The 22957-nt window shown below is 75.4% G+C and carries 26 protein-coding genes; 17 read left to right on the top strand and 9 right to left on the bottom strand.

Annotated features, from left to right (window positions below; all coding sequences use genetic code 11):
* Positions 1-46: 46 nt before the first annotated feature.
* The 6 genes from ACHZ99_RS18845 (at position 47) to ACHZ99_RS18820 (ending at position 5489) form a co-directional block, all read left to right on the top strand.
* The gene (locus ACHZ99_RS18845; protein WP_420305798.1) at positions 47-871 is read left to right on the top strand and encodes a HipA family kinase; all 825 of its coding nucleotides are present in this window, start codon (positions 47-49) and stop codon (positions 869-871) included.
* Positions 868-1260 (top strand): DUF3037 domain-containing protein, encoded by a 393-nt coding sequence (locus ACHZ99_RS18840; protein WP_420306058.1) that lies wholly within the window; start codon positions 868-870, stop codon positions 1258-1260. The genes ACHZ99_RS18845 and ACHZ99_RS18840 overlap by 4 nt, the downstream gene beginning before the upstream one ends.
* 186 nt (positions 1261-1446) lie before the next feature.
* Entirely contained in the window at positions 1447-2205 is a 759-nt protein-coding gene (fabG, locus tag ACHZ99_RS18835; protein WP_420305797.1) for a 3-oxoacyl-ACP reductase FabG, read from the top strand.
* A gap of 17 nt (positions 2206-2222) precedes the next feature.
* Positions 2223-3020 carry an SDR family oxidoreductase gene (locus ACHZ99_RS18830; protein ID WP_420305796.1) on the top strand — a complete coding sequence of 266 codons (798 nt, stop codon included), beginning with the start codon at positions 2223-2225 and terminating at the stop codon, positions 3018-3020.
* A 126-nt stretch (positions 3021-3146) separates the two neighbouring features.
* Entirely contained in the window at positions 3147-4727 is a 1581-nt protein-coding gene (locus ACHZ99_RS18825) for an ABC transporter substrate-binding protein (protein WP_420305795.1), read from the top strand.
* 93 nt (positions 4728-4820) lie between these two features.
* Positions 4821-5489: a uracil-DNA glycosylase gene (locus tag ACHZ99_RS18820; RefSeq protein WP_420306057.1), complete on the top strand. Its 669-nt coding sequence runs from the start codon at positions 4821-4823 to the stop codon at positions 5487-5489.
* 4 nt (positions 5490-5493) lie between these two features.
* On the opposite strand, the gene ACHZ99_RS18815 is transcribed toward ACHZ99_RS18820, so the two are convergent.
* Both ACHZ99_RS18815 and ACHZ99_RS18810 read right to left on the bottom strand, forming a co-directional pair.
* Positions 5494-5979 (bottom strand): hypothetical protein, encoded by a 486-nt coding sequence (locus tag ACHZ99_RS18815; RefSeq protein ID WP_420305794.1) that lies wholly within the window; start codon positions 5977-5979, stop codon positions 5494-5496.
* Positions 5980-6095: 116 nt separating this feature from the next.
* Positions 6096-6719 (bottom strand): TetR/AcrR family transcriptional regulator, encoded by a 624-nt coding sequence (locus ACHZ99_RS18810; protein WP_420305793.1) that lies wholly within the window; start codon positions 6717-6719, stop codon positions 6096-6098.
* Between the two features lie 96 nt (positions 6720-6815).
* Between ACHZ99_RS18810 and ACHZ99_RS18805 the strand changes: the two genes are divergently transcribed.
* From ACHZ99_RS18805 to ACHZ99_RS18795, 3 genes are all read left to right on the top strand, one after another.
* Complete coding sequence (locus ACHZ99_RS18805; protein WP_420305792.1) at positions 6816-8036, top strand: FAD-dependent monooxygenase; 1221 nt, start codon at positions 6816-6818, stop codon at positions 8034-8036.
* Positions 8037-8148: 112 nt separating this feature from the next.
* Positions 8149-9051, top strand: a complete 903-nt coding sequence (locus ACHZ99_RS18800) for a Gfo/Idh/MocA family protein (RefSeq protein ID WP_420306056.1) — start codon at positions 8149-8151, stop codon at positions 9049-9051.
* Between the two features lie 106 nt (positions 9052-9157).
* A complete protein-coding gene (locus tag ACHZ99_RS18795) occupies positions 9158-10297 on the top strand; it encodes a CapA family protein (protein WP_420305791.1) in 1140 nt (379 codons plus the stop codon).
* Positions 10298-10343: 46 nt separating this feature from the next.
* Here the strand turns inward: ACHZ99_RS18795 and ACHZ99_RS18790 are convergent, their stop codons facing one another.
* Both ACHZ99_RS18790 and ACHZ99_RS18785 read right to left on the bottom strand, forming a co-directional pair.
* A complete protein-coding gene (locus ACHZ99_RS18790) occupies positions 10344-11213 on the bottom strand; it encodes an undecaprenyl-diphosphate phosphatase (RefSeq protein ID WP_420305790.1) in 870 nt (289 codons plus the stop codon).
* Between the two features lie 56 nt (positions 11214-11269).
* Positions 11270-12073 carry a TVP38/TMEM64 family protein gene (locus ACHZ99_RS18785; RefSeq protein WP_420305789.1) on the bottom strand — a complete coding sequence of 268 codons (804 nt, stop codon included), beginning with the start codon at positions 12071-12073 and terminating at the stop codon, positions 11270-11272.
* Between the two features lie 74 nt (positions 12074-12147).
* Between ACHZ99_RS18785 and ACHZ99_RS18780 the strand changes: the two genes are divergently transcribed.
* From ACHZ99_RS18780 to ACHZ99_RS18770, 3 genes are all read left to right on the top strand, one after another.
* Positions 12148-12963, top strand: a complete 816-nt coding sequence (locus ACHZ99_RS18780) for a DNA alkylation repair protein (RefSeq protein ID WP_420305788.1) — start codon at positions 12148-12150, stop codon at positions 12961-12963.
* Between the two features lie 271 nt (positions 12964-13234).
* Complete coding sequence (gene tuf, locus ACHZ99_RS18775; RefSeq protein ID WP_420305787.1) at positions 13235-14404, top strand: elongation factor Tu; 1170 nt, start codon at positions 13235-13237, stop codon at positions 14402-14404.
* A gap of 89 nt (positions 14405-14493) precedes the next feature.
* A complete protein-coding gene (locus ACHZ99_RS18770) occupies positions 14494-15357 on the top strand; it encodes a spermidine synthase (protein WP_420305786.1) in 864 nt (287 codons plus the stop codon).
* Here ACHZ99_RS18770 and ACHZ99_RS18765 read toward each other — a convergent pair.
* Both ACHZ99_RS18765 and ACHZ99_RS18760 read right to left on the bottom strand, forming a co-directional pair.
* Positions 15288-16643, bottom strand: a complete 1356-nt coding sequence (locus ACHZ99_RS18765; RefSeq protein WP_420305785.1) for an MFS transporter — start codon at positions 16641-16643, stop codon at positions 15288-15290. The two genes, ACHZ99_RS18770 and ACHZ99_RS18765, sit on opposite strands and share 70 nt — an antisense overlap.
* A gap of 78 nt (positions 16644-16721) precedes the next feature.
* Positions 16722-17660, bottom strand: a complete 939-nt coding sequence (locus ACHZ99_RS18760; RefSeq protein ID WP_420305784.1) for a hypothetical protein — start codon at positions 17658-17660, stop codon at positions 16722-16724.
* 63 nt (positions 17661-17723) lie between these two features.
* Here ACHZ99_RS18760 and ACHZ99_RS18755 point away from each other — a divergent pair, with 63 nt between their 5' ends.
* Positions 17724-18176, top strand: a complete 453-nt coding sequence (locus tag ACHZ99_RS18755) for a DUF4442 domain-containing protein (protein WP_420305783.1) — start codon at positions 17724-17726, stop codon at positions 18174-18176.
* Between the two features lie 15 nt (positions 18177-18191).
* Here the strand turns inward: ACHZ99_RS18755 and ACHZ99_RS18750 are convergent, their stop codons facing one another.
* Entirely contained in the window at positions 18192-18737 is a 546-nt protein-coding gene (locus ACHZ99_RS18750; protein WP_420305782.1) for a gamma carbonic anhydrase family protein, read from the bottom strand.
* 117 nt (positions 18738-18854) lie between these two features.
* Between ACHZ99_RS18750 and ACHZ99_RS18745 the strand changes: the two genes are divergently transcribed.
* Positions 18855-19559: an acyltransferase gene (locus ACHZ99_RS18745; protein WP_420305781.1), complete on the top strand. Its 705-nt coding sequence runs from the start codon at positions 18855-18857 to the stop codon at positions 19557-19559.
* A gap of 161 nt (positions 19560-19720) precedes the next feature.
* Here the strand turns inward: ACHZ99_RS18745 and ACHZ99_RS18740 are convergent, their stop codons facing one another.
* Positions 19721-20587 (bottom strand): EamA family transporter, encoded by an 867-nt coding sequence (locus ACHZ99_RS18740; RefSeq protein ID WP_420305780.1) that lies wholly within the window; start codon positions 20585-20587, stop codon positions 19721-19723.
* Positions 20588-20693: 106 nt separating this feature from the next.
* Here ACHZ99_RS18740 and ACHZ99_RS18735 point away from each other — a divergent pair, with 106 nt between their 5' ends.
* Positions 20694-21266, top strand: a complete 573-nt coding sequence (locus ACHZ99_RS18735; protein ID WP_420305779.1) for a helix-turn-helix domain-containing protein — start codon at positions 20694-20696, stop codon at positions 21264-21266.
* A 20-nt stretch (positions 21267-21286) separates the two neighbouring features.
* Positions 21287-21841 (top strand): YbaK/EbsC family protein, encoded by a 555-nt coding sequence (locus ACHZ99_RS18730; protein WP_420305778.1) that lies wholly within the window; start codon positions 21287-21289, stop codon positions 21839-21841.
* A gap of 19 nt (positions 21842-21860) precedes the next feature.
* On the opposite strand, the gene ACHZ99_RS18725 is transcribed toward ACHZ99_RS18730, so the two are convergent.
* On the bottom strand, positions 21861-22271 hold the full coding sequence (locus ACHZ99_RS18725; protein ID WP_420305777.1) for a CoA-binding protein: 411 nt from the start codon (positions 22269-22271) through the stop codon (positions 21861-21863).
* Positions 22272-22326: 55 nt separating this feature from the next.
* On the opposite strand from ACHZ99_RS18725, the gene ACHZ99_RS18720 reads away from it, so the two are divergent.
* Positions 22327-22953 (top strand): IMPACT family protein, encoded by a 627-nt coding sequence (locus ACHZ99_RS18720; protein ID WP_420305776.1) that lies wholly within the window; start codon positions 22327-22329, stop codon positions 22951-22953.
* The last annotated feature ends 4 nt before the right edge of the window (positions 22954-22957 follow it).

Raw genomic sequence — 22957 nt, 5'->3', positions numbered from 1 at the left:
GTCACTGATGCCGGAGGCCGGAAGAAGAGACGGGTTGCCTGGGAAAATGCTGAGAGAGGTCACCGCGACCCGTTACGTCACACCGCTGCGTGAGGGCGGGTCGCTTCCCGGCGTCGTCGAGGCCGACGACCTCGGCACGTACGTCATGAAGTTCACCGGTGCCGGCCAGGGCCGCAAGGCGCTGGTGGCCGAGGTGATCAGCGGAGGGCTGGCGCGGCGTCTCGGGCTGCGGGTGCCGGACCTGGTCGGGCTCCAGCTCGACCCGGTCATCGGGCGCTCCGAGCCGGACGAGGAGGTGCAGGAGCTGCTCAAGGGCAGCGGCGGGCTCAACCTCGGGATGGACTTCCTGCCCGGTTCCCTCGGCTTCGACCCGCTGGCCTTCCCGGCCGACGCGGCGGAGGCCGGCCGCGTGGTGTGGTTCGACGCGCTCGTCGGGAACGTCGACCGGTCGTGGCGCAACCCCAACATGCTGGTCTGGCACGGCGACCTGTGGCTCATCGACCACGGCGCCACCCTGATCTGGCACCACAACTGGCCCTCCGCCCCCGCCGCCGTCGACAAGCCGTACGACGCCTCCGACCACGCGCTCGCCTCCTTCGGCCCGGACGTGGCCGCCGCGGCGGCGGAGCTGGCGCCGCGGGTGACGGCGGAGCTGCTGGCCGAGACGGTTGCCGACGTGCCGGACGAGTGGCTGGAGGGGGAGCCGGGCTTCGTGTCGCCCGCGGAGGTGCGGGCCGCGTATGTCGAGACGCTGGCCGCCCGTGCCGGGCGGGTGCACCGGCTGATCACGGTGGGCGAGCGCAGCGCCGACGGCCCGTCGAAGGCGCCGGAGTGGCTGAAGGCGAAGCCGCCGCGGAGGGGGACGCGATGAGCGGGCGCGAGGTCTTCGAGTACGCGCTGCTGCGCGTCGTGCCGCGGATCGAGCGCGGCGAGCAGATCAACGCCGGCGTGCTGGTGTACTGCAGGACGCGCTCGTACCTCGGCGTACGTACGCACCTGGACGAGCGCCGCCTGCTGGCCCTCGACCCCGCCGTCGACGTCGCGGGCGTACGGGCCGCGCTGCGCGGCGTGGCGGAGGTGTGCTGCGGCGGCGCGCAGGCCGGGCAGGCGGCCGGGGACGACGCCGGGCGGCGCTTCCGCTGGCTGGTCGCGCCGCGCAGCACCGTGGTGCAGCCGGGGCCGGTGCACTCGGGGCTGACCGCGGACCCGGAGGCGGAGGCCGAACGGCTGCTGGAGCTGCTGGTGCGCGCACCCGCGTGAGCGTGTCCGTGACCGTCCCGTACGTGAGCCGCGGCACACCGCCAACGCGCGTGCCGGGGGCACGCGCGGCGCACCGTTGACATGCGGGGGCGGGACTTCTAGCGTCACCTGCCGAACCTACTAAGCGGTTGCTCACCGACGCCCGGGCGGCCCCCCGGCACCAGCCAGCGCGAGGAGAACACCAGGATGTCCACCACCGGAAGGGTCGCGATCGTCACCGGCGGCGCGCGCGGCATCGGCGCGGCCACCGCCGTCCGCCTGGCCCGCGAGGGGCGCGCCGTCGCCGTGCTCGACCTCGACGAGGGCGCCTGCGCGGACACCGTGGAGAAGATCACCGCCGCCGGCGGCACCGCCCTGGCCGTCGGCTGCGACGTCTCCGACGCCGCCGCCGTCGAGGCCGCCGTCGACCGTGTCGCCGCGGCACTCGGCCCGCCCGTCGTCCTGGTCAACAACGCCGGCGTGCTCCGCGACAACCTGCTGTTCAAGATGGGCGAGGACGACTGGGACACGGTCATGAACGTGCACCTGCGCGGCGCGTTCCTGATGTCCCGGGCCTGCCAGAAGCACATGGTCGACGCCGGCTTCGGCCGTATCGTCAACCTCTCCAGCAGCTCCGCGCTCGGCAACCGCGGCCAGGTCAACTACTCCGCCGCCAAGGCCGGTCTCCAGGGCTTCACCAAGACCCTCGCCAAGGAGCTGGGCAAGTTCGGCGTCACCGCCAACGCCGTCGCGCCCGGCTTCATCGCCACCGAGATGACGGCCCAAACCGCCGCCCGCGTCGGCATGGACTTCGCCGACTTCCAGGCCGCGGCCGCGTCCCAGATCCCCGTCCAGCGGGTCGGGCACCCGGACGACGTCGCGGGCGCCATCGCCTTCTTCGCGGGCGACGGCGCCGGCTTCGTCTCCGGCCAGGTGCTGTACGTGGCCGGCGGGCCGCTCGACTGAGGTTGGAGGACGACGACATGACGCAGACGACGGCATCGCACGGCGGCGCCCCGGACGCGCCCGGGGGCCCGGACAGCGGGCGGGTGGCCCTGGTCACCGGGGCCAGCCGCGGCATCGGCTACGCCATCGCCGAGGCCCTGGTCGCCCGCGGCCACCGGGTGTGCCTCACCGGCCGCGGCGAGGAGGCCCTGAACGCCGCCGTGGAGCGGCTCGGCGCCGGGCGCGCCATCGGGGTGCCCGGCAAGGCCCACCACGAGGCGCACCAGGCCGAGGCCGTGGCCCGCACCATGGAGGCGTTCGGCCGGGTGGACTACCTGGTCAACAACGCCGGCACCAGCCCCGTCTTCGGCCCCATCGCCGACGTCGAGCTGAGCGCCGTGGCCAAGGTCTACGAGACGAACGTCCTGTCCGCGCTGGGCTTCGCCCAGCAGACGTACCGGGCCTGGCAGCGCGAGCACGGCGGCGCGATCGTCAACGTCGCCTCCGTCGCCGGGCTCTCGGCGTCGCCGTTCGTCGGCGCGTACGGCATGAGCAAGGCCGCGATGATCAACCTGACCATGCAGCTCGCGCACGAGTTCGCGCCGCTGGTCCGGGTCAACGCGCTCGCGCCGGGCGTGGTGAAGACGAAGTTCGCGGTCAAGCTGTACGAGGGCCGCGAGGAGGAGGCCGCCGCCGGCTACCCGATGGGGCGGCTCGGGGTGCCCGAGGACATCGGCGGCGCCGCCGCGTTCCTGCTCTCCGACGAGGCCGGCTGGATCACCGGGCAGACGCTGGCCGTCGAGGGAGGGATCTTCCTCAACGCCGGGGTCAGCTGAACCACCCCGCACGCACGCCCCGCGCGTCCCCCCGGATCACAGCGCTGTCCGGGGGGATCCTGATCCGCCGACCGTGGGGTAGGGTCTGCGCACCCCATCGAACAGGTGCAAGGAGGGGGCAGGCACGTGTTCCTCAGGCCGGGTCCGCGGCGGGTCGCCGCGGCGCTCATACCCGTGTCGCTGCTGGCGGGCTGCGGCTCGCTGCCGGCCTCGGACGACGGCGAGCGGCACATAGACGTGGGCACGACGAGCGCGCCCAGCACCCTCGACCCGGCGGCCGCGTGGGACGGCAGCTGGGAGCTGTACAGGAACGTCTACCAGACGCTCATGCACTACGCCGGCACCAGCACGGTGCCGCAGCCGGACGCGGCCAAGAGCTGCGGCTTCACCGGCGCGGACAGCCGCACGTACCGCTGCCGGCTGCGCGAGGACCTCACCTTCTCCAACGGCGACCCGCTCGACGCCGCGGCCGTGAAGCACTCCTTTGACCGGGTGCTCGCCATCAACGCCAAGACCGGCCCCGCCGGGCTGCTGGCGAGCCTGGAGAAGGTCGAGACCGAAGGCGACCAGACCGTCACCTTCCACCTCAAGCGCCCTGACGCCACCTTCCCGTTCATCCTCGCCGCGCCCGCCACCTCGATCGTCGACCCAGGGACGTACCCGGCGGACGAGCTGGCCGAGGACGGCGCCCTCGTCGGCTCCGGGCCGTACACGCTCGCGTCGTACGAGAAGGGGAAGGTGGCCGAGCTGGAGCGCAACGACAGCTACGGGGGCGACGCGGAGCTGCGCAACGACTCCGTGACCATCCACTACTTCGACGACTCCGACGCGATGGCCGACGCGCTGAAGAAGGGCGACATCGACGTCACCTACCGCGGACTGCCGCCGGACCGGGTGCCCGAGCTGGAGAAGCGGGCCAACGAGGACGGCTCGATCGCGCTCAGCCGGGTGGTCATGCCGGAGATCCGCTACCTGGTCTTCAACCCCGGGCACGACTACGCCGACAGCCTCGCCGTGCGGCAGGCGGTGGCCCAGGTGGTCGACCGCGACGCGCTCGTACGCAAGGTCTACGGCCGGACCGCCGAGCCGCTGTACTCGATGATCCCGCGCGGCATCACCGGCCACACCACCGCGTTCTTCGACCGCTACGGCGAGCCGGACCCGGACGCGGCGGCGGCCTCCCTGCGGGCGGCGGGGATCACCGACCCGGTGCCGCTGACGCTGTGGTACACCACCGACCGGTACGGGTCGGTGACGGCCCGGGAGTTCGAGGAGCTGGAGCGGCAGCTGGAGGACAGCGGGCTGTTCGAGATCACGGTCAAGGGCCGGAAGTGGGAGCGGTTCGCCGCCGCGTACAACAAGGGCGAGTACGCCGTCTTCGGCCGCGGCTGGTCCCCCGACTTCCCGGACCCCGACAACTACATCGCGCCCTTCACCGGCGCCCGCAACGCGCTCGGCACGCCGTACGAGAACAAGGAGATCACCGAGGAGCTGCTGCCCGAGTCCCGTCGCAAGGCGGACCGGGCAGGGGTGAACGAGCCGTTCGCCCGGGCGCAGGAGATCCTCGCCGAGGACGCCCGGCTGCTGCCGCTGTGGCAGGCCCGGCAGTACATCGCCGCGCAGGACGACATCGCCGGGGTGGAGTGGAGCCTGGACGCCTCGACGATCATGCGGATGTGGGAGCTGTACAAGAAGACCAGTTGGTAGGGGAGTTGTCGGTGCCCGGCGGTACTGTCGGCTGCGCAACGCCTCACCGACCGATCTTCTGTACCGACCGGAGGTCCCTCACCCGTGTCCCCGATGCTGCCCCCGTCCTGGCAGGACGCCCTGGGCAAGGAGCTCGACAAGCCCTACTTCACGCGCCTTGAGTCGTTCGTCGAGGAGGAGCGCGCCCGCGGCCCGGTGTACCCGCCGCCGGAGGAGGTCTTCGCCGCGCTCGACGCCACGCCGTACGAGCGCGTGAAGGTGCTCGTCCTCGGCCAGGACCCGTACCACGGCCCCGGCCAGGGACACGGGCTGTGCTTCTCCGTCCGGCCGGGGGTGCGCACCCCGCCGTCCCTGCGCAACATCTTCAAGGAGATGCGCGACGACCTCGGCCACCCGGTGCCCGACAACGGGTATCTGATGCCGTGGGCCGAGCAGGGCGTGCTCCTGCTGAACGCGGTGCTGACGGTGCGCGAGGGCGAGGCGAACTCGCACAAGGGCCAGGGCTGGGAGGAGTTCACCGACGCGGTCATCCGCGCCGTCGTGGAGCGGCCGGACCCGGCGGTGTTCGTGCTGTGGGGGGCGTACGCGCGCAAGAAGCTGCCGCTGATCGACACCGACCGGCACGTCGTCGTCCAGGGGGCGCACCCGTCGCCGCTGTCGGCGAAGAAGTTCTTCGGCTCGCGGCCCTTCACGCAGATCGACGAGGCGGTGGCCGCGCAGGGCCACGAGCCGATCGACTGGCGGATCCCGGACCTGGCGTAGCGCGCTAGCGCTCGAAGTACTCCGCGCACGCCGCCGCCTCCCGGCCGCCGGGCTTCCAGCGCCCGTAGTCCCCGGCGAGGGCGCACAGGTCGCCGGCGGCCCCGCCGGAGGCGGCGGGCGGCGGAGGCGTCGCCGCGGGCGGTGCGGTACGGGCCGGGCGGGCCGGTGCCGGGCGGGGGGCCGGCGTGCGGGCCGGGGGCGGCGGCGGTCCGTCCGCCGCGGGGGTGTCCGGGCGCGCCGCGCCGCTGCCCGCGGCCCGGGACGGCGGCATGACGCGCGGCGGGCGCGGGGTGGGGCCGACCGTCGCGAGCAGCTCGTGCCCCGGCAGCGGCGCCACGGGCAGTCCGGAAGCCGCGGGTACGGGCCGCGCGGTGCCCGGCGCGGGGCGGGCGCCGGGGCCGGTCTCGGGGGAGACGGCGACGCAGCCGGCGACGGCGGTGAGGGTCGTGAGGCCGGTCAGCAGGGTGCCGGCCGCGGGAGTGGAACGCATCCGGTAACACTGCTGGCCCCGGCGCCGCACCGGTACTCCCCGCAGGGGTGACGCCCGCCGCGCGAGGTTGCCGCCCGCGCCCGTCCGCCGGGCTCCCCGGCCCGCCGCGCCGCCGGTCAGCGGCCGAGCATGCCGCGGAGCAGGTCCTCGTACCCGGCCCGCAGCCGGGCCCTGGGCGGCGTGCGCGTGCCGCTCACCCGGCCCGCCGTGTGCAGGAACATCATGCCGTCCGTCCAGGCGATCAGCCCCTGGGCGTGCCGCTCCGGAGCGGTCGACCCCCACGCCGCGAGCAGCGCGTGCGCGGCCTCGCCGAACGTGGCGCCCGCGCGGTCGTACATCGCCCGCAGCTCGGGGCGCCGGGTGGCCTCCAGCGCCAGCTCGTAGCGGGCCAGGAGCAGCGTGCGGTGCCGGGTGAGGAAGCGGTGCAGCAGACCGGCCAGCGCGTCGGCGAGCTGCCCGACGTCGTCGCCGGGCGGGGGCAGGTCGCCGATGTCCAGCACCGCGCCCTCGCGTTCGGCGAGGCGCTGGACGGTGAGGGCGAGGAGGGCGGCGCGGGTGCGGGCGCGGTTGGACGTGGAGCCCTGCGGCAGCCCCGCGGCCTCGTCCACGGCCCGGTGGGTCAGGCCCCGCATGCCGCGTTCGGCGAGCAGGGCGATGGCGGCGTCGGCGATGGCCTGCTGCCGGGAGGAGGGGGACGCCGCGGGCGGACCGGCGGCGGCCGGCGTGTTCGGGTCGGGCACGGCCCCAACCTATCGCCGCGGCGGCTCCACTACACCCGTAGTGCCGTCGTGCTACGCTCGACCGAGTCACTACAGATGTAGTTGAAGGAGGTCACCGTGAAGCAGCCGCGCGCTCTCGTCATCGGCTCCGGCCCCGGCGGGCTGACGGCCGCCGCCGCACTCCACCGCCGCGGCTGGTCCGTCACCGTGCTGGAGCGGGTCGCCTCCCTCGCGCCCGCCGGCGCCGCCATCTCCCTCGCCGCCAACGCCCAGCGCGCGCTGGACGCCGTCGGCGTCGGCGACGCCGTGCGCGCGCTCGCCGCCTGGGAGGGGAGCCGCGGGCTGCGCACCCCCGGCGGCCGGTGGCTGTCCCGTACCGACGCGGCCGCCGTGGCCGAGCGGTTCGGCGGCGGCATCGCCCTGGTGCACCGCGCCGGCCTCGCCGAACTCCTCGCCGCCCGGCTCCCGGACGGCGCGCTCCGCACCGGCGCCCGCGCCGAGGTCGTGGACCCGGGCGGCCCGGACCGCCCCGCCCTCGTCGGCGTCCCGGACGGCGCGCTGGAGGCCGAGCTCGTCGTCGCCGCCGACGGCATCGCCTCCGCCGCGCGCCGCGTCCTGTTCCCCGGCCACCCCGGCCCCGCCTACGCGGGCTTCACCACCTGGCGGCTCGTCCTGCCCGGGCGGCCGGCCGCCTTCGAGCCGCACGAGACCTGGGGCCGCGGGCAGCTGTGGGGATCGCAGCCGCTCGCCGACGGCCGCGTGTACGCGTACGCCACCGCCGCCGTGCCCGAGGGCCGGCACGCCCCCGACGGTGAACTGGCCGAGCTGCGCCGCCGCTTCGCCGGCTGGCACGACCCGATCCCGGCCGTCCTCGCCGCCGCCGAGCCCGGCCAGGTGCTCCACCACGACGTGCACTGGCTGGCCGAGCCGCTGCCCGCCTTCCACCGCGGCCGGGTCGCGCTCCTCGGCGACGCCGCCCACGCCATGACCCCGAACCTCGGCCAGGGCGGCAACCAGGCCATCGAGGACGGCGTCGTCCTCGCCCACCACGCCGCCGCCGACCCCGCGGCCGTCCCCGACGCCCTGGAGCGCTACACCCGCGACCGCCTCCCGCGTACCCGCACCGTGGCCCTGCGCTCCGCCCGCGCGGGCCGGCTCATCCACCTGACCGGCCCGTTCGCCGTACGCACCCGCAACACCCTGGTCCGCGCCGGCGGGCTGCTCGCCCCCCGCCTCGTCCTGCGCGGGCTGGACGGCATCGCCGACTGGCGCCCGCCGCCCGGGGACGGCGCCGATCCGGGCGGCCCGTATGCTTCCCCCGCACAGACGGCGCCCTGACGCGGGTGGGCCGGCCGGGGCCCCGGGCCCGCGGACCGCGGCCCACCGCGGCCGGGCGCCCACGGGCCGACGGCTGCGGACGGGAGCGGACATGACCACGGGCACCACGCCCCTGAAGGCCGGCGTGATCGGACTCGGCGACATCGCGCAGAAGGCGTACCTGCCGGTGCTCACCTCGCTGCCCGGCATCGAGCCGCACCTGCTCACCCGCACCCCCGCCACCCTCGCCCGCGTCGCCGACGCCCACCGCGTCCCGCCCGCCCAGCGCCACGGCGACCTCGGCTCGCTGCTCGCCGCCGGCCTCGACGCCGCGTTCGTGCACGCCCCGACCGCCGCCCACGTCGAGCTGACCACGGCGCTGCTGACGGCCGGCGTCCCCGTCTACGTCGACAAGCCGCTGGCGTACGACCTCGCCGGTGCCGAGCGCCTCGTACGGCTGGCGGACGAGCGCGGAGTCTCGCTCATGACCGGCTTCAACCGGCGCCACGCCCCCGGCTATGCGCAGTGCCTGGAGCACCCGCGCGAGCTGGTCATCCTCCAGAAGCACCGCGTCGGGCTGCCCGAGGACCCCCGCACGATGGTCTTCGACGACTTCATCCACGTCGTCGACACCCTGCGCTTCCTCGCCCCCGGCCCCGTCGAGCACGTGGACGTGCGCGCCCGCGTACGCGACGGGCTGATGCACCACGTCGTCCTGCAGCTGTCCGGCGACGGCTTCACCGCCGTCGGCGCGATGAACCGGCTCTCCGGCTCCGCCGAGGAGATCCTGGAGGTGTCCGGCCAGGACACCAAGCGCGAGGTCCGCAACCTCGCCGAGGTGGTGGACCACAAGGGCCAGCCCAGCGTGCGGCGGCGCGGCGACTGGGTGCCGGTGGCGCGGCAGCGCGGCATCGAGCAGGCCGTGCTGGTGTTCCTGGACGCGGTGCGCGCGGGGGAGTTGCTGAGCGGGCAGGACGCGCTCGTCACGCACGAGCTGTGCGAGCGGATCGTACGGTCGGTGGGCCGGGCGGGTTGATTCCGCCACCCGTACGCCGGGCACGCCCGGGCTGCTGAGCGGAAAATCACACGAGAAGCGCCACGCTGGGCCCCGTTCGTGCTCCGACCGTACGAAGGGGGCGCCCGTGACCCGGCGCCGCACCCGGCTCACCGCGGCCGCGGGTACCGTCGCCGCGCTCGCCGCCGCGCTCCTCGCCGCGGCCTGCACGCCCGCCGGCCCGTCCGCCGGCCCCGCGGGCCCCGCGGCGGCCGGGCCCGGGCCCGGCGCCCGCCCGTTCACCTTGATGGCCACCGGCGACGTCATCCCCTACCCCTCGATCATGCGGCAGGCGGCCGCGGACGCCGGGGGAGAGGGCCACGACTTCCGGCCCATGTTCGCCGCCGTCGCGCCCGCCGTGGCCGCCGCGGACCTCGCGCTGTGCCACCTGGAGACCCCGCTCGGGCCGCCGGAGGGCCCGTTCACCGGCTACCCCGTCTTCCAGTCCCCGCCCGGCCTCGCCGCCGCCCTGCGCGACGTCGGCTACGACGGCTGCTCCACCGCCTCCAACCACGCGCTCGACGCCGGCACCGCCGGCGTACAGCGCACCCTCGACGCCCTCGACGGCGCCGGCCTGCACTACGCCGGCACCGCCCGCACCCGCGCCGAGTCCGCCCGCCCCGCCGTGCTGCGCGCCGGCGGCGCCCGCGTCGCCCACCTCTCGTACACCTACGGCAGCAACGCCGGCGTGCCCGCCGACGCGCCCTGGTCCCTGGGCCTGCTCGACCCCCGCCGCGTCGTCGCCGACGCCCGTGCCGCGCGGCGGGACGGGGCCGACGTGGTCGTCGTCAGCGTGCACTGGGGTACGGAGTGGCAGCAGGAGCCCGACGCCGGCCAGCGGCGGCTCGCCGACCGGCTCACCCGCTCCCGCAGCGGCGGGCGCAAGGACATCGACCTGATCGTCGGCACCCACAACCACGTGCCGCAGCCGTACGAGAAGGTCAACGGCACCTGGGTCGTCTACGGCCTCGGCGACCAGGTCGCCAGCTTCATCCCGTCGATGTACCGCGGCAACGAGGGCTCCGCGGCCCGCTTCACCTTCACCCCCGGACGCGACGGCTGGCGGGTGACCCGGGCGGAGTTCCTGGTCCACCACGCGGAGACCGGGCCGCCGTTCCGCGTGGTGCCGGCGACGCCGGAGACGTACCCGGAGGTCCACGCGCGCGTACGCGCCGCCGTCCTCAGCCGCGGCGCGGCGGCGGACGGCCTGCGGGAGGCGTCGTTCTGACCGGCCGCCGGCGCCGATCCGCCCGCCCCGGCGGCCGGGCCGCCGCTCAGTGCGCGGGGTCGCCCGCCTCCGGCTCCACCGCGCCCGCCGCGACGAGGGCGAAGATCAGGATCCCGAGCAGCACGCGGTAGATCACGAAGGGCGCGAAGCTGCGGGTGGTGATGAACTTCATGAACCACGCGATGACCGCGTATCCGATGACGAAGGCGATGAGCGTGGCGACCACGGTCCCGCCCCAGTTCATGTGCGTCGCCCCCGGGACCTCCTTCAGCTCGAAGAGCCCGGAGGCGAGCACCGCGGGGATGGCCAGCAGGAACGAGTACCGCGCGGCGGCCTCGCGGCTGTAGTTCAGGAACAGGCCGCCGGTGATCGTCGCGCCCGAGCGCGAGACGCCCGGCACCAGCGCGAGCGCCTGGGCGAGGCCGAACAGCAGGCCGTCGCGGGTGTTGAGGTCGGTCAGCTCCTTGCGCTGCACGACGGCGCGGTGCCGGCCGCCGCCGCCGGAGGCGCGCCAGTCGGCGTAGCCGAGGACCAGGCCCATCCCGATCAGCGTGGTGGCGATCAGCCGCAGGTCGCGGAACGGGCCCTCGATCGACTCCTGGAACGTCAGCCCCAGCACGCCGATGGGGATCGAGCCGACGATGACCAGCCAGCCCATCTTCGCGTCGTGGTCGGAGCGCATCGACTTGTCCGTCAGCGAGCGGAACCACGCGGAGACGATCCGCGCGATGTCCTTGCGGAAGTAGATCAGCACCGCGGTCTCCGTGCCGATCTGGGTGATCGCCGTGAAGGCCGCGCCCGGGTCCTCCCAGCCGGCGAAGGCCGCCGTGAGCCGGAGGTGGGCGCTGGAGGAGATCGGCAGGAATTCCGTCAGCCCCTGGACGATTCCGAGGATGACTGCTTCGAACCAGCTCATACGGGGCTGCACATGTCCTTGAGATCGCTGACGGGTTGGAGGAGATGGTAAGGCCCCTATGTGAGGCGTGTGGCCCCAGGGTCGGCTGTGGCCACGGCCGCGGCGCCGGTGTCGGGGCCCGCGGCGGGCGCCGCGGAAGAGATCACTCCGCGCGCGGCGGCCGCGCGGGCGGAGCGCCGTCTGCGCACGGCGACCGCGGCACCGGCCGCCATGCTGGCGACGATGAAGCCGAAGGCGGCGAGGAAGGCCGGGGACAGCGGGTCGGAGGCCCGGCTGCCGGCGACGACGTAGGCGGCGGTGTTCGGCACGCAGCCCACCGCCGTGGCCAGCAGGAACGGCACCACGCTCATCCGCGAGACGGCCGCCGCGTAGTTGACCCCCGCGAACGGCACGCCGGGGAAGGTGCGCAGCACCAGCATCGAGCGGAAGCTGTGCCGGCTCAGCTGCCGGTCGGCCGCCGTCAGCAGCCGCCCGCGCAGCAGCGGGCGCAGCGCGTCCTGGCCGAGCAGCCGGCCCATCCCGAAGGCGACGCCCGCGCCGATCACCGTCCCGGAGACCGACCCGGCCAGGCCCGCCTGGGCGCCGAAGAGCGTGCCCGAGGCCAGGTTGAGCAGCGGACGCGGGACGAGCGCCGCGGTGCACAGCCCGTACGCGACGGCGAAGACGACCACCGCCGACAGCCCGGTGAACTGCGGCGGCAGCCCGTCGACCAGCAGCCGGTGCGGCCGCCACACGACGGCCGCGGCCACCGCGCCGGCCAGCAGCGCGACGAGCAGGGCCAGCCGGAAGCGCGGGGACAGCAGAGCCCGGCCGCAGCGGACGGCGCGGCCGACGGCGGACGCCTCGGCGGGTACGGACACCGCCTGAGCCTAACCGAAGCGGGCGTGCCCGCGCCGTGACGTCGCACTCAACTCCGGCCGCTACCGTAGCCGTCATGGCCCAGCAGCAACCCGGTGTCCCCGCAGGCCCGAAGGCCCGCACAGCCCCGTTGGCACCGCCCGTCTCCGACGCCCCGGAGACCCCGGACGCCCCCGGGCCCGCGGGGGCCGCCGGCGCTCCGCCCGCCCCCGCCAGCGCCCTCGCCGACACCGTCCTCGACCGCCTCACCGCCGCCTACCCGCCCGCCGCCGACCCCGGCCGCGCCGCCCGGACGGCCGCGTACCTCCGCGGCGTCGCCCCCTTCCTCGGCATCCCCGCCCCGCGCCGCCGCGAGCTGTCCCGTGCCGTCCTCTACGGCACGCCGCGCCCCGCCGAGGCGGACTGCGCGGCGATCGCGCTGCGCTGCTGGCGGCTGCCGGAGCGCGAGTACCACTACTTCGCCGTCGACTTCCTCCGCCGCCACGTGCACCGCTGCTCCTCCGGCCTCCTGCCCGTCGTCCGCCACCTCGTCGTCACGACCTCCTGGTGGGACACCGTCGACGCGCTCGCCGCGCACGTCGCCGGCGGGCTCGTCGCCGCCGACCCCGCGCTGGCCGCCGCCATGGACGAGTGGATCGAGGACGACGACCTCTGGGTCGCCCGCACCGCCCTGCTGCACCAACTGCGCTTCAAGGACGCCACCGACACCGGCCGCCTCTTCGGCTACTGCCTGCGCCGCGCCGGCCACCGCGACTTCTTCGTCCGCAAGGCCGTCGGCTGGTGCCTGCGCGAGTACGCGAAGACCGACCCGGCGGCGGTGCGCGCCTTCGTCGACGCCCACCGCGCCGAGCTGTCCCCGCTCTCCGTCCGCGAGGCGCTCAAGCACCTCTGACCCCGCCGCGGCGCCGGCCGGAAAACCGGTCGACGGCCGCCGGGTCCGTACCCGATCATGGTGGGCATGTTCCGGTACGCCTTCCCCGCGCACACGTCCGCCGCAGCGGACGCGCTGAAGGCTGTGCCGGCCGCACCCGCAGCAGCGGTGGCAGCCGCAGTCGACGGCGCCCGAATCCGCCCCTCCCCGTAATCGCTCCAGCGGACCCCCGCGGGGGAGGGCCGGCCCGGCCCGGGGTCCGCGCACCAGCTGCGATCCGCGAGGAAGAACCATGCCCAAGCAGGCTTACGTGCGCACGAAGCCGCACGTCAACATCGGCACGATGGGGCACGTCGACCACGGCAAGACGACGCTGACGGCCGCGATCACCAAGGTGCTCAGCGACCGCGGCGCCGGCACCTTCGTCCCGTTCGAGCGCATCGACCGGGCGCCGGAGGAGGCCGTGCGCGGCATCACCATCAACATCGCGCACGTCGAGTACGAGACGGCGACCCGCCACTACGCGCACGTCGACATGCCTGGCCACGCCGATTTCGTGAAAAACATGGTGACCGGCGCCGCCCAGCTCGACGGCGCGATCCTGGTGATCTCCGCGGTCGAGGGCGTCATGCCGCAGACCGCCGAGCACGTGCTGCTCGCCCGGCAGGTGGGCGTACGGCACGTGGTCGTCGCGCTCAACAAGGCCGACGCCGGCGACCCGGAGCTGACCGACCTCGTCGAGCTGGAGGTCCGCGAGCTGCTGAGCAAGCACGGCTACCCGGGCGAGGAGGTGCCCGTGGTCCGGGTCTCCGGGCTGCGCGCGCTCGCGGGCGACCCGGCCTGGACCGAGGCGGTCGTGCGGCTGCTCGACGCGGTCGACGCGTACGTGCCGATGCCCGAGCGGCACCTGGACGCGCCGTTCCTGCTGCCGGTGGAGAACGTCCTCACCATCACCGGCCGCGGCACGGTCGTCACCGGCGCCGTCGAGCGCGGCACCGTGCGCGTCGGCGACCGGGTGCAGGTGCTCGGCGCGGAGGTCGAGACGGTCGTCACCGGCCTGGAGACCTTCGGCAAGCCGATGGAGTCGGCGCAGGCCGGCGACAACGTCGCGCTGCTGCTGCGCGGCGTCGCGCGCGACGCCGTACGCCGCGGGCACGTGGTCGCCGCGCCGGACAGCGTCGTGCCGCGGCGGCGGTTCACCGCCGAGGTGTACGTGCTGTCCGCGGCCGAGGGCGGCCGGCGCACCGCCGTCTCGACCGGCTACCGGCCGCAGTTCTACATCAGGACCGCGGACGTCGTCGGCGACGTCGACCTCGGGGAGACCGCGGTCGCCCGGCCCGGCGACACCGTCGCCATGGCGGTCGAGCTGGGCCGCGACGTGCCGCTCGAAGTGGGGCTCGGCTTCGCGATCCGCGAGGGCGGGCGCACCGTCGGCGCGGGCACCGTCACCGGGCTGGGCTGACCCCGGCCCGGGACCGCCGCCCGCCTTCCGTATCCGCGCATTCGTGCGTCCGGGTACGGAAGGCGGGCCTCCACCCGCACAATGTCCGGGTGGAGGAGCCCGTCCCCGTCACCGCCGCCGTGGACGGCGGCACCGCGAAGCTGCTGCCGGACGTCGACCGCCCGCGCGCGTACCTGCTCACGGTCGAGGGCGCCCCGCAGTCGTACGTCGACCTCGACGACCCCACCCATCTGGAGTTCGAGTACGCGCGCCGGCTGGCGCACGTCGTGGACCTGGCGTTCCCGCCGGGGCGCCCGCTGGACGCCGTGCACCTCGGCGGCGGCGCGCTGACCCTGCCCCGTTACGTCGCCGCCACCCGCCCCGGCTCCCGGCAGGAGGTCGCCGAGTCGGACCGGGGGGTGATCGCCCTGGTCGCGGAGCACCTGCCGCTGCCGCCGGACTGCGGCGTCACGGTACGCGCCCGCGACGCCCGGGCCGCGCTGGAGCGGCGCCCGCCGGCCGGCTGCGACCTGGTCGTCGCCGACGTGTACGGCGGCGCCCGGGTGCCCGCGCACGTGGCGTCGCTGGAGTTCGTCGGCGCCGCCGCCCGCGCGCTGCGCCCCGGCGGGGTCTACGTCGCGAACCTCGCCGACAGCGCGCCGTTCCGGTTCCTCGGCTCCCAGCTGGCCACCGCCGCGGCCGTCTTCCCCGAGCTGTGCCTGGTCGCGGAGCCCGCCGTGCTGCGCGGCCGGCGCTTCGGGAACATCCTGGTGGTGGCGGCGAAACAGGGCGAGGGCGGCGAGGCCCGGCTGCCGCTGGCGGAGCTGGCGCGGCGCACCGCCGGCGACCCGTTCCCCGCCCGGGTCGAGTACGGGCCGGCGCTGCGGCGCCTCGCGGCCGGCGCTCAGCCGGTCGCGGACGCCGACGCCGTGCCCTCGCCGGAGCCGCCGGACGACGCCTTCACGATCGGCTGACCCGGGCCGGCGGCCGGGCCCGTACCGGGCGACCGGGCCGCGTGCTCCGTACGCCGCCGCAGCCGCCGTACGTCCGGCACGCACAGCACCGCCGCGGTCAGCGCGACGACCAGCGCCGCGCAGCCCCACAGCGCCGCCGGCCGCCCCACCAGGTCCTGCACCGGCCCGGCGAGCGCGGTGGCCGCCGGGATCAGCGCGAGCGAGCCCAGCCAGTCGTACGAGGACACGCGCGACAGCTTGTCCTCGGGGATCTCCTGGTGCAGCGCCGTCATCCACGCCACCGCGAAGACCTCGACGCACAGGCCGGAGACGAGCATCACCGCCACCAGCCCCGCCACCGGCAGCGGCACCGCCAGCGCCGCGGGCGGCAGGGCGAGCGGGAAGACGCACAGCACCCCGGCGAGCAGCACCCGCCGCGGCTTCCAGCGCGTCATCACCAGCGCCCCCGCCAGGGTGCCCGCGGCGAAGGCGCCCATCGCCAGGCCCCACGGCCCCGCGCCGCCGAGGTGCTCGCGCGCGACCAGCGGGCCGTACACCGCCTCGGCCGCCGCCACCACGGCGTTGACGACCGCGAACTGCAGCACGACGGACCACAGCCAGGGCCGCCCGGTCACCTCCCGCCAGCCCTCCCGGAGATCGGCGAGGATCCCGTCGCCGGGCGGCCGCTCCGGGAGGCCGCGGACGTCGAGGAACGCCCGCAGCGCGGCGGCGACGGCGAACGCGCCCGCGTCCACGGCCAGCACCCACCCCGGCCCCACCGCCGCGACCATGGCGCCGCCGAGCGCGGCGCCGCCGATCCCGGCGCCGTTGACGCCGACGCGGAAGAGCGCGAAGGCCCGGCCCGCCTGCTCGCCGGTGACCGACGAGAGCACCATGCCCTCGGCGGCGGGCGCGAAGAACGCGTGGCCCGTACCGCCGACCGCGGACAGCAGCACCATCTGCCACACCCGCGCCTCGCCGGTGATCACCAGGGCCGCGAAGACGCCCTGGGAGGCGCAGTTGACGGTGTTCGCGACGACCATCACCCGGTGCCGCGGGATCCGGTCGGCGACCGCGCCGCCGACGAGCACGAAGACGACGAGCGCCGTCGTCCGGGCCGCCGCGACCAGCCCGACGTCGGTGGCGGAGCCGCCGGCCTCCAGCACCGCGAACGCCGAGGCGATCAGGGCGCCGGAGGCGCCGAGGTTGGTGATCACCGCGGCGAGGGCCAGGAGCGTGTAGTTGCGTCCCGCCCAGCGCCGGCGGGGCGGCGCGGAGCCGGAGTCGGGCGCGGGCGAAGGAGTCACCCGCGGACTATGCCGGGCTCACCGGGCGTCTGCCAAACGGAATTCCCCGCCCGCCCCGGTTCCCGCCCCGGGGCCCGCTCAGCCCTCCAGCGGGCGCAGGGTGTCCATGATCTTGGCGACGGTGTCGTCCGGGACCTCGTCCTCCACGCCCGTGTCGCTGTACAGCACCCAGGTGGCGAACTCGCCGTTGACGTCGGTGTAGGAGAAGGCGAAGATCTTGCCGTCGGCCGAGCACTCGGTCTCGCGCGGCACGTTCGTGACCGTCGCGGTGGCCATGTGCCCCTTCAGGCCGTGCTCGCTGGTGAACGGCACCGGCTCGGTCTGCTTGACGGTCGCCTTCTTGCTGGTGTTGAAGGCGGCGTTGGCCCAGGCGCCGGCCTCGTTCTCGACGGCCTCCCTGGTGTTCTTCGCGCCGATGCCGCCCTTGGTGCCGGCGCCGGCGCGGCTGGCGTACTTGCAGATGCCGTCCTTGTAGAGCGCGGCCCCCGTCATGGACACCAGCGGGCCGGAGTCGTCCTCGAAGCCGATGGTCAGGGTGGGGGACTGCACCTCCCACTCCGGCGGCACGTCGTAGATGTTGTGTCGCTTGGCGTTGTAGACGGCCTTCCAGCCGGGGACGACCGGCTCGATCTTCTGGTCGGCCGCGCTGCCGCGCGGGTTGTCGGGGTCGTCCACGATCGGCTGCTCGCTCGCCTGCGGGGACGGCGCGGCGGAGGACGAGCCGCCCCCGCCCGCGGGGCTCGCCTTGCCGCCGCCTTCGTCGTCCTCGTTGAGGACCACCACGCCCGCCACGGCCGCCGCGGCGATCACGGCGACGGCGCCGATTATGGCGACGGCGACGCGGGGCGTGGTCCCGCTGCGCGCGGGGACCGGGGCACCGGGCGGTGTGGGCTGTCCCCACTGTCCCTGTTGCTGCTGTCCGTCGTAGCCCTGCGGGCCGTGCGGGGCGGGCTGTTGCTGGTACGGGTTCGGCTGCTGCTGGTGCTGCTCGCCCCCGGGCTGCTGTCCTGGCCACATGGCGAACAACATAGCCGGAGCCGAGGAGTGGTCACACTTATTACCCGCTGGTAACGTGGCCGTATGTCCGACACCACATCGTCGCTGGGCGAACTCCTCCAGGCATCGGTCCCGATGGTCGCCACGCTCGGCCTCGTCTACGACGAGATCAGCCCGGAGGCCGCCACCCTCCGCCTCCCGGACCGGCCCGAGCACCGCAACCACGTCGGCGGCCCGCACGCCGGTGCCATGTTCACCCTCGCCGAGTCGGCCACCGGCGCCGTCGTGCTCGCCGCGTTCGGCGGCCAGATGGAGCGGGCCGTGCCGCTGCCGGTGCGGGCGGAGATCGACTTCCTGAAGGTCGCCAGGGGCGACGTCACCGCCCACGCCCGGCTGGGCCGGCCCGCCGCCGAGGTCGTGGCCGAGCTCGACGGCGGTACGCGGCCGGAGTTCCCCGTCGAGGTCGACATCGTCCGCGCGGACGGTGCCGTCACCGGGCGGATGACGGTGCTGTGGACGCTGCGGCCCCAGGGCTGAGGGCCGGCGCGGGAGTCAGCTCTCCGCGCCGCCCAGGGCCGCGCGGTGCGCCCGCGCCAGGGCCACGTACCCCTCGCCGTTGATCCGGATGTGCTCGCGCTCCTCGTCGGTCAGCGGCCGCTTCACCTTCGCCGGCACCCCGGCGACCAGGGAGCCCGGCGGCACCTCCATGCCCTGCGGCACCAGCGCCTGCGCGGCGATCAGCGAACCGGCGCCGATCACGGCCCCGTTGAGCACGGTCGCGCCCATGCCGACCAGCACGTCGTCGCCGACGGTGCAGCCGTGCACCACCGCGTTGTGGCCGACGGTCACGCGCTCGCCGACGACGACGGGGAAGCCGGGGTCGGAGTGGACCGTGCAGTTGTCCTGCACGTTGCTGCCCGCGCCCAGGGAGATGGCCTCGCAGTCGCCGCGGAGCACCGCGTGGTACCAGACGCTCGCGTCGGCGCCGACCGTCACGTCCCCGACCACCACCGCGGTCGGGGCGACGTACGCCCCCGGGTCCACCGCGGGCTCCTGCCCGCCCACCGCCGCGATCAGCGGCTCCGGCCGTTCTGCCATCTTCGCTCCCGGTGCTCGCGGCGGCGCTCGCCGGCCGCCGTCCTAGGTCCTGGTGAGCGCCGGCGGCCGGGGCCGTCCGCCGGTTTCCGCCCGCGCCGAAGGGAGAGCGTAGGCGAGGTGCGGGCGGGGTACGGTGAGCGGGTGCCGAACCAGCAGCGCAACTCCGTGACGAGCCGGCTGCTCTCGCGCGCCGTGCACCGCGGCTGGCGGTGGGTCAGGAGCGCGGGCGCGGTGAGCGCCGGGCGGCCGGGCCCGTACCGCTTCCGCCGGATCGGCGCCGGTACGGTCCTCGCCTTCCCGCAGGGCACGATCTTCGGCGAGGGGCGGATCGAGCTGGGCGCCCACTGCATCGTCGGCGAGCAGGTGACGCTCACCGTCGGCCTGGCGCCCGGCGCCCCGCTCGGCCCGGAGACGGCCGTGCGGCTCGGCGACGGCGTGGTGCTGGGCCGGGGCAGCCACGTCATCGCCGACCTGCCCGTCACCATCGGCGACGACGTCTTCTGCGGCCCGTACGTGTACGTCACCTCGACCAACCACAGCTACGACGATCCGCACGAGCCGGTCGGCAAGCAGTGGCCGCGCTCGGCGCCGGTGGAGATCGGCGCGGGCAGCTGGCTGGGCGCGGGCGCGCTCGTGCTGCCCGGCGCCCGGCTGGGGCGCAACGTGGTCGTCGCGGCCGGCTCCGTGGTGCGCGGCGAGGTGCCGGACCACGCGGTGGTCGCGGGCGCGCCGGCCCGGATCGTACGCCGCTGGGACCCCGAGTCCGGCTGGCACCCGCCGCTGCGCCCGGGCCGGCCCGGCACCCTGGAGGCGGCGACATGACCGCGACCGGGGGAGGGCGTGCCGCGTGATCACCAACCGCACCCTGCGCATCGTCCTGGTCGTCGTCCTGTGCCTGCACGCCCTGGGCGTGCTGCTCTACACGATCCGCAACCACTTCTGAGCGCGCACCCGGCCGCCGGCCCCGCGCGGCCGGCGGCCGCTCAGCCCGACGCCAGCAGCACCGTTCCCGCCAGCGCCAGCCCCGCGCCCGCCGCCTGCACCGCGCGCAGCTTCTCCCGCAGCACGCCCCGCGCCGCCAGCGCCGTGATCACCGGATACAGCGAGGACAGCACCGCCGCCAGGGTCACCGGGCCGTGCTGCGCGGCTATCGCGTACGTCCCGTTGGCGGCCACGTCCGCCAGGCCCACGAACACCAGCCCGGGCCCCGCCGCCCGTATCGTGTCCCAGCCGCCCTCCGGCAGCGCCGCGCTGCCGCGCCGCACCGCGGCGTACAGCGCGGCGCCGCCCACCGCCACGTTCACCGCCCGCTGGACGAACAGCGCCAGGAACAGCCCCGTGACCGTCGTGGACGCCTCGGCGATGAAGGCGAAGACCGCGCCGAAGCCCGCCGCCGCGCCCAGCGTCAGCGCCAGCGTCCGCCGCTCCACCGGCGCCCCCCGCAGCTGCGGCCCGGACGCCAGCACCACACCGGCCAGCGCGACGGCCCCGCCCGCGTACTGCACCGGGCCGGGCCGCTCCCCGTACGCCACCAGGCCCACGCCGAACGGCACCAGCACGGCCAGCGAGGCGAGCGGCGAGACCACGCCCATCGGGCCGCGGGCCAGCGCGCTGTAGAAGCAGATCATCGCGACCGGGCCGGCGACGCCGGCCGCGACCGCGTACCACAACAGGGGGCCCGCCTCGCTCCAGGCGCCGGTGGCCACCACCACGGCGCCGAGCACCACCGCGGCCGCGACCTGCGAGAGCACGACCACCGTGAGCGCCGGCGTGCGCCGGCTCAGCACCCCGCCGCCGAAGTCGGCGAGCCCGTAGAGGATGCTGGTGGCCAGGGCGAAGACTGCGGTCACGACGGAGCCCCCCGAGTACACTGTGCTGAACGCTGCGGTTCCCCGCAGTGTAGTTCACCGCACTGGACGAACGCATCTAAAATATTGGACGGAGTGGGACGGACCCGTGGCGGACTTCGACCTCCTCACACACGCGCTCGCCCGCAACCTCAAGCACTGGCGCGCCGAGCGCGGCTTCACCCTGGACGCGCTGGCCGGCCGCTCCGGCGTCAGCCGCGGGATGATCATCCAGATAGAGCAGGCGCGCACGAACCCCAGCGTCGGCACGACGGTCAAGCTGGCCGACGCCCTCGGCATCAGCATCACCACGCTGCTCGACTACGAGCACGGCCCCGAGGTGCAGCTCGTCCCCCCGCACCGGGCCGTGCGGATGTGGACGACGAAGCGGGGCAGCGCCAGCCGGCTGCTCGTCGGCACGCAGAACCCCGGCCCGTTCGAGATGTGGTCCTGGCGCCTGATGCCGGGCGACGGCAGCAGCTCCGACCCGCACCCCGTGGGCACCACCGAGCTGCTGCACGTCACCGCCGGCGACCTGACCCTCGTCGTCGCCGGCACGGCGCACCTGGTGCCCGCGGGCACGTCGGCCAGCTTCGAGGCGAGCGCCCCGCACGCGTACCGCAACGAGGGCGAGGACCCGGTGGAGCTGGTCATGGCGGTCTCGGTACCGCCCGCCCGCTGACCCGCGTTAAGGTCGCCCCCATGCGCGCACCCATCGGAGACTTCGACGACGCCGCCCCCGCGACCGAGCGCCTGGAGCTGCTCGCCGGCCCCGTGGCCGCCGCCCTGCGCGGCTGGCACGGCGCCGTCCCGGCCGCCGAGCTGGTGCACGTGGACTCCGACCCCGCGGTCGCCGACACGGCCGTCTTCTGCGAGACGTACGGGCAGGACCTGCTGGAGCGCTCCGCGAACTGCGTCGTCGTCGCCGGCAAGCGCGGCGGCGCCGTCACCCTTGCCGCCTGCGTCGCGCTGTCCACCACCCGCGTCGACGTCAACGGCGCCGTCCGGCGCCACCTCGACGTGCGCAAGGCGTCGTTCGCCCGCACCGAGACGGCCGTCGCCGAGACCGGCATGGAGTACGGCGGGATCACCCCGATCGGGCTGCCGGAGAGCTGGCCGGTCCTCGTCGACGCCCGCGTCGCGGACGCGCCGCACCTGGTCATCGGCAGCGGCCGGCGGCGCGGCAAGCTCATCGTGCCCGGCAAGGCGCTCGCCGGGCTGCCCGGCGCGGTGGTCCTCGACGGCCTCGCCGCCTGACGGCCCGCCTCCCCGCCGCTCAGTCGTCGAGCAGCGGGATCTCGATGGCCGGGCAGCGGTTCATCACCATGTCCAGACCGGCCGCGCGCACCCTGCCGTACGCGTCCTCGTCGATCACGTCCAGCTGGAACCAGACCGCCTTCGCACCGGCCTCGACCGCCTCGTCCGCCACCCCGCCGGCGAGGTCGCTGTTGACGAAGACGTCGACGACGTCGACGGGGAACGGGATGTCCGCGAGGGACGCGTACCCCTGCTCGCCGTGCACCGTCTCCGCCTTGGGGTGGACCGGCACGATGCGCTTGCCGTAGCGCTGGAGCACCCGCGCCACGCCGTAGGCCGCGCGCGAGGGATTGTCCGACAGCCCCACCACCGCCCAGGTGTCGCCCGTCGCGGTGAGAATCCTGCGGATGGTGTCCTGATCTGCGTACATGGCCCGTACAACACCGCCGGCCGGATCCGGATTCCCCTCGGGCTAGGGTGGCGGCATGCGCGAGGGGTACGTGACCGTCGCCCGCGAGGGCGTGCACGAGAGCGAGGTGAACCGCTCCCGGTTCGTCTGCACCCTCGCCCCCGCGGCCACCGAGGCCGAGGCCCGGGCCGTCCTCGCCCGCGTGCGGGCCGCGTACCCCGACGCCACCCACCACTGCTTCGCGTACGTCATCGGCGCCGACGCCGGCGTGCAGAAGTCCGGCGACGACGGCGAGCCGGGCGGGACCGCCGGGCTGCCCATGCTGCAACTCCTGCTCCGCCGCGAGCTGCGGTACGTCGTCGCCGTCGTCGCCCGCTACTTCGGCGGTACCAAGCTCGGCGCCGGCGGGCTCATCCGTGCCTACGGCGGCGCGGTCGGCGCCGCCGTGGACGCGGTCGGCACCGTGACGCGGCTGCGTATGCGGCTGGTGCGCGTCACCGTCGGCCACGCCGGCGCCGGGAAGGTCCTCGGCCACCTGCACGCCGCGGGGCACGACGTGCGCGGCGTGGCGTACGGCGAGAACGTCGAGATCGAGGTCGCCGTACCCGTCGGCGAGCTGGACGGATTCCGCTCCCGGCTGGCCGACGCCACCGCCGGCGGTGCCGAACTCCGGCCCGGCGACGAGGTGTACGGCGCCGGGTGAGACG

It is taken from the genome of Streptomyces sp. MAR4 CNX-425, assembly GCF_048656465.1.
GTDB lineage: Bacteria > Actinomycetota > Actinomycetes > Streptomycetales > Streptomycetaceae > Streptomyces.
Note: the sequence above shows the minus strand (reverse complement) of the source record. Positions and strands in the feature narration are given on the sequence as shown.

Excerpts from the sequence above, each read along its gene's own strand:
- ACHZ99_RS18845 (WP_420305798.1), top strand. The coding sequence starts at position 47 with ATGCTGAGAGAGGTCACCGCGACCCGTTACGTCACACCGCTGCGTGAG.
- ACHZ99_RS18840 (WP_420306058.1), top strand. The coding sequence starts at position 868 with ATGAGCGGGCGCGAGGTCTTCGAGTACGCGCTGCTGCGCGTCGTGCCG.
- fabG (WP_420305797.1), top strand. The coding sequence starts at position 1,447 with ATGTCCACCACCGGAAGGGTCGCGATCGTCACCGGCGGCGCGCGCGGC.
- ACHZ99_RS18830 (WP_420305796.1), top strand. The coding sequence starts at position 2,223 with ATGACGCAGACGACGGCATCGCACGGCGGCGCCCCGGACGCGCCCGGG.
- ACHZ99_RS18820 (WP_420306057.1), top strand. The coding sequence starts at position 4,821 with ATGCTGCCCCCGTCCTGGCAGGACGCCCTGGGCAAGGAGCTCGACAAG.
- ACHZ99_RS18815 (WP_420305794.1), bottom strand. The coding sequence starts at position 5,979 with ATGCGTTCCACTCCCGCGGCCGGCACCCTGCTGACCGGCCTCACGACC.
- ACHZ99_RS18790 (WP_420305790.1), bottom strand. The coding sequence starts at position 11,213 with ATGAGCTGGTTCGAAGCAGTCATCCTCGGAATCGTCCAGGGGCTGACG.
- ACHZ99_RS18780 (WP_420305788.1), top strand. The coding sequence starts at position 12,148 with ATGGCCCAGCAGCAACCCGGTGTCCCCGCAGGCCCGAAGGCCCGCACA.
- tuf (WP_420305787.1), top strand. The coding sequence starts at position 13,235 with ATGCCCAAGCAGGCTTACGTGCGCACGAAGCCGCACGTCAACATCGGC.
- ACHZ99_RS18760 (WP_420305784.1), bottom strand. The coding sequence starts at position 17,660 with ATGTGGCCAGGACAGCAGCCCGGGGGCGAGCAGCACCAGCAGCAGCCG.
- ACHZ99_RS18755 (WP_420305783.1), top strand. The coding sequence starts at position 17,724 with ATGTCCGACACCACATCGTCGCTGGGCGAACTCCTCCAGGCATCGGTC.
- ACHZ99_RS18750 (WP_420305782.1), bottom strand. The coding sequence starts at position 18,737 with ATGGCAGAACGGCCGGAGCCGCTGATCGCGGCGGTGGGCGGGCAGGAG.
- ACHZ99_RS18730 (WP_420305778.1), top strand. The coding sequence starts at position 21,287 with ATGCGCGCACCCATCGGAGACTTCGACGACGCCGCCCCCGCGACCGAG.
- ACHZ99_RS18725 (WP_420305777.1), bottom strand. The coding sequence starts at position 22,271 with ATGTACGCAGATCAGGACACCATCCGCAGGATTCTCACCGCGACGGGC.
- ACHZ99_RS18720 (WP_420305776.1), top strand. The coding sequence starts at position 22,327 with ATGCGCGAGGGGTACGTGACCGTCGCCCGCGAGGGCGTGCACGAGAGC.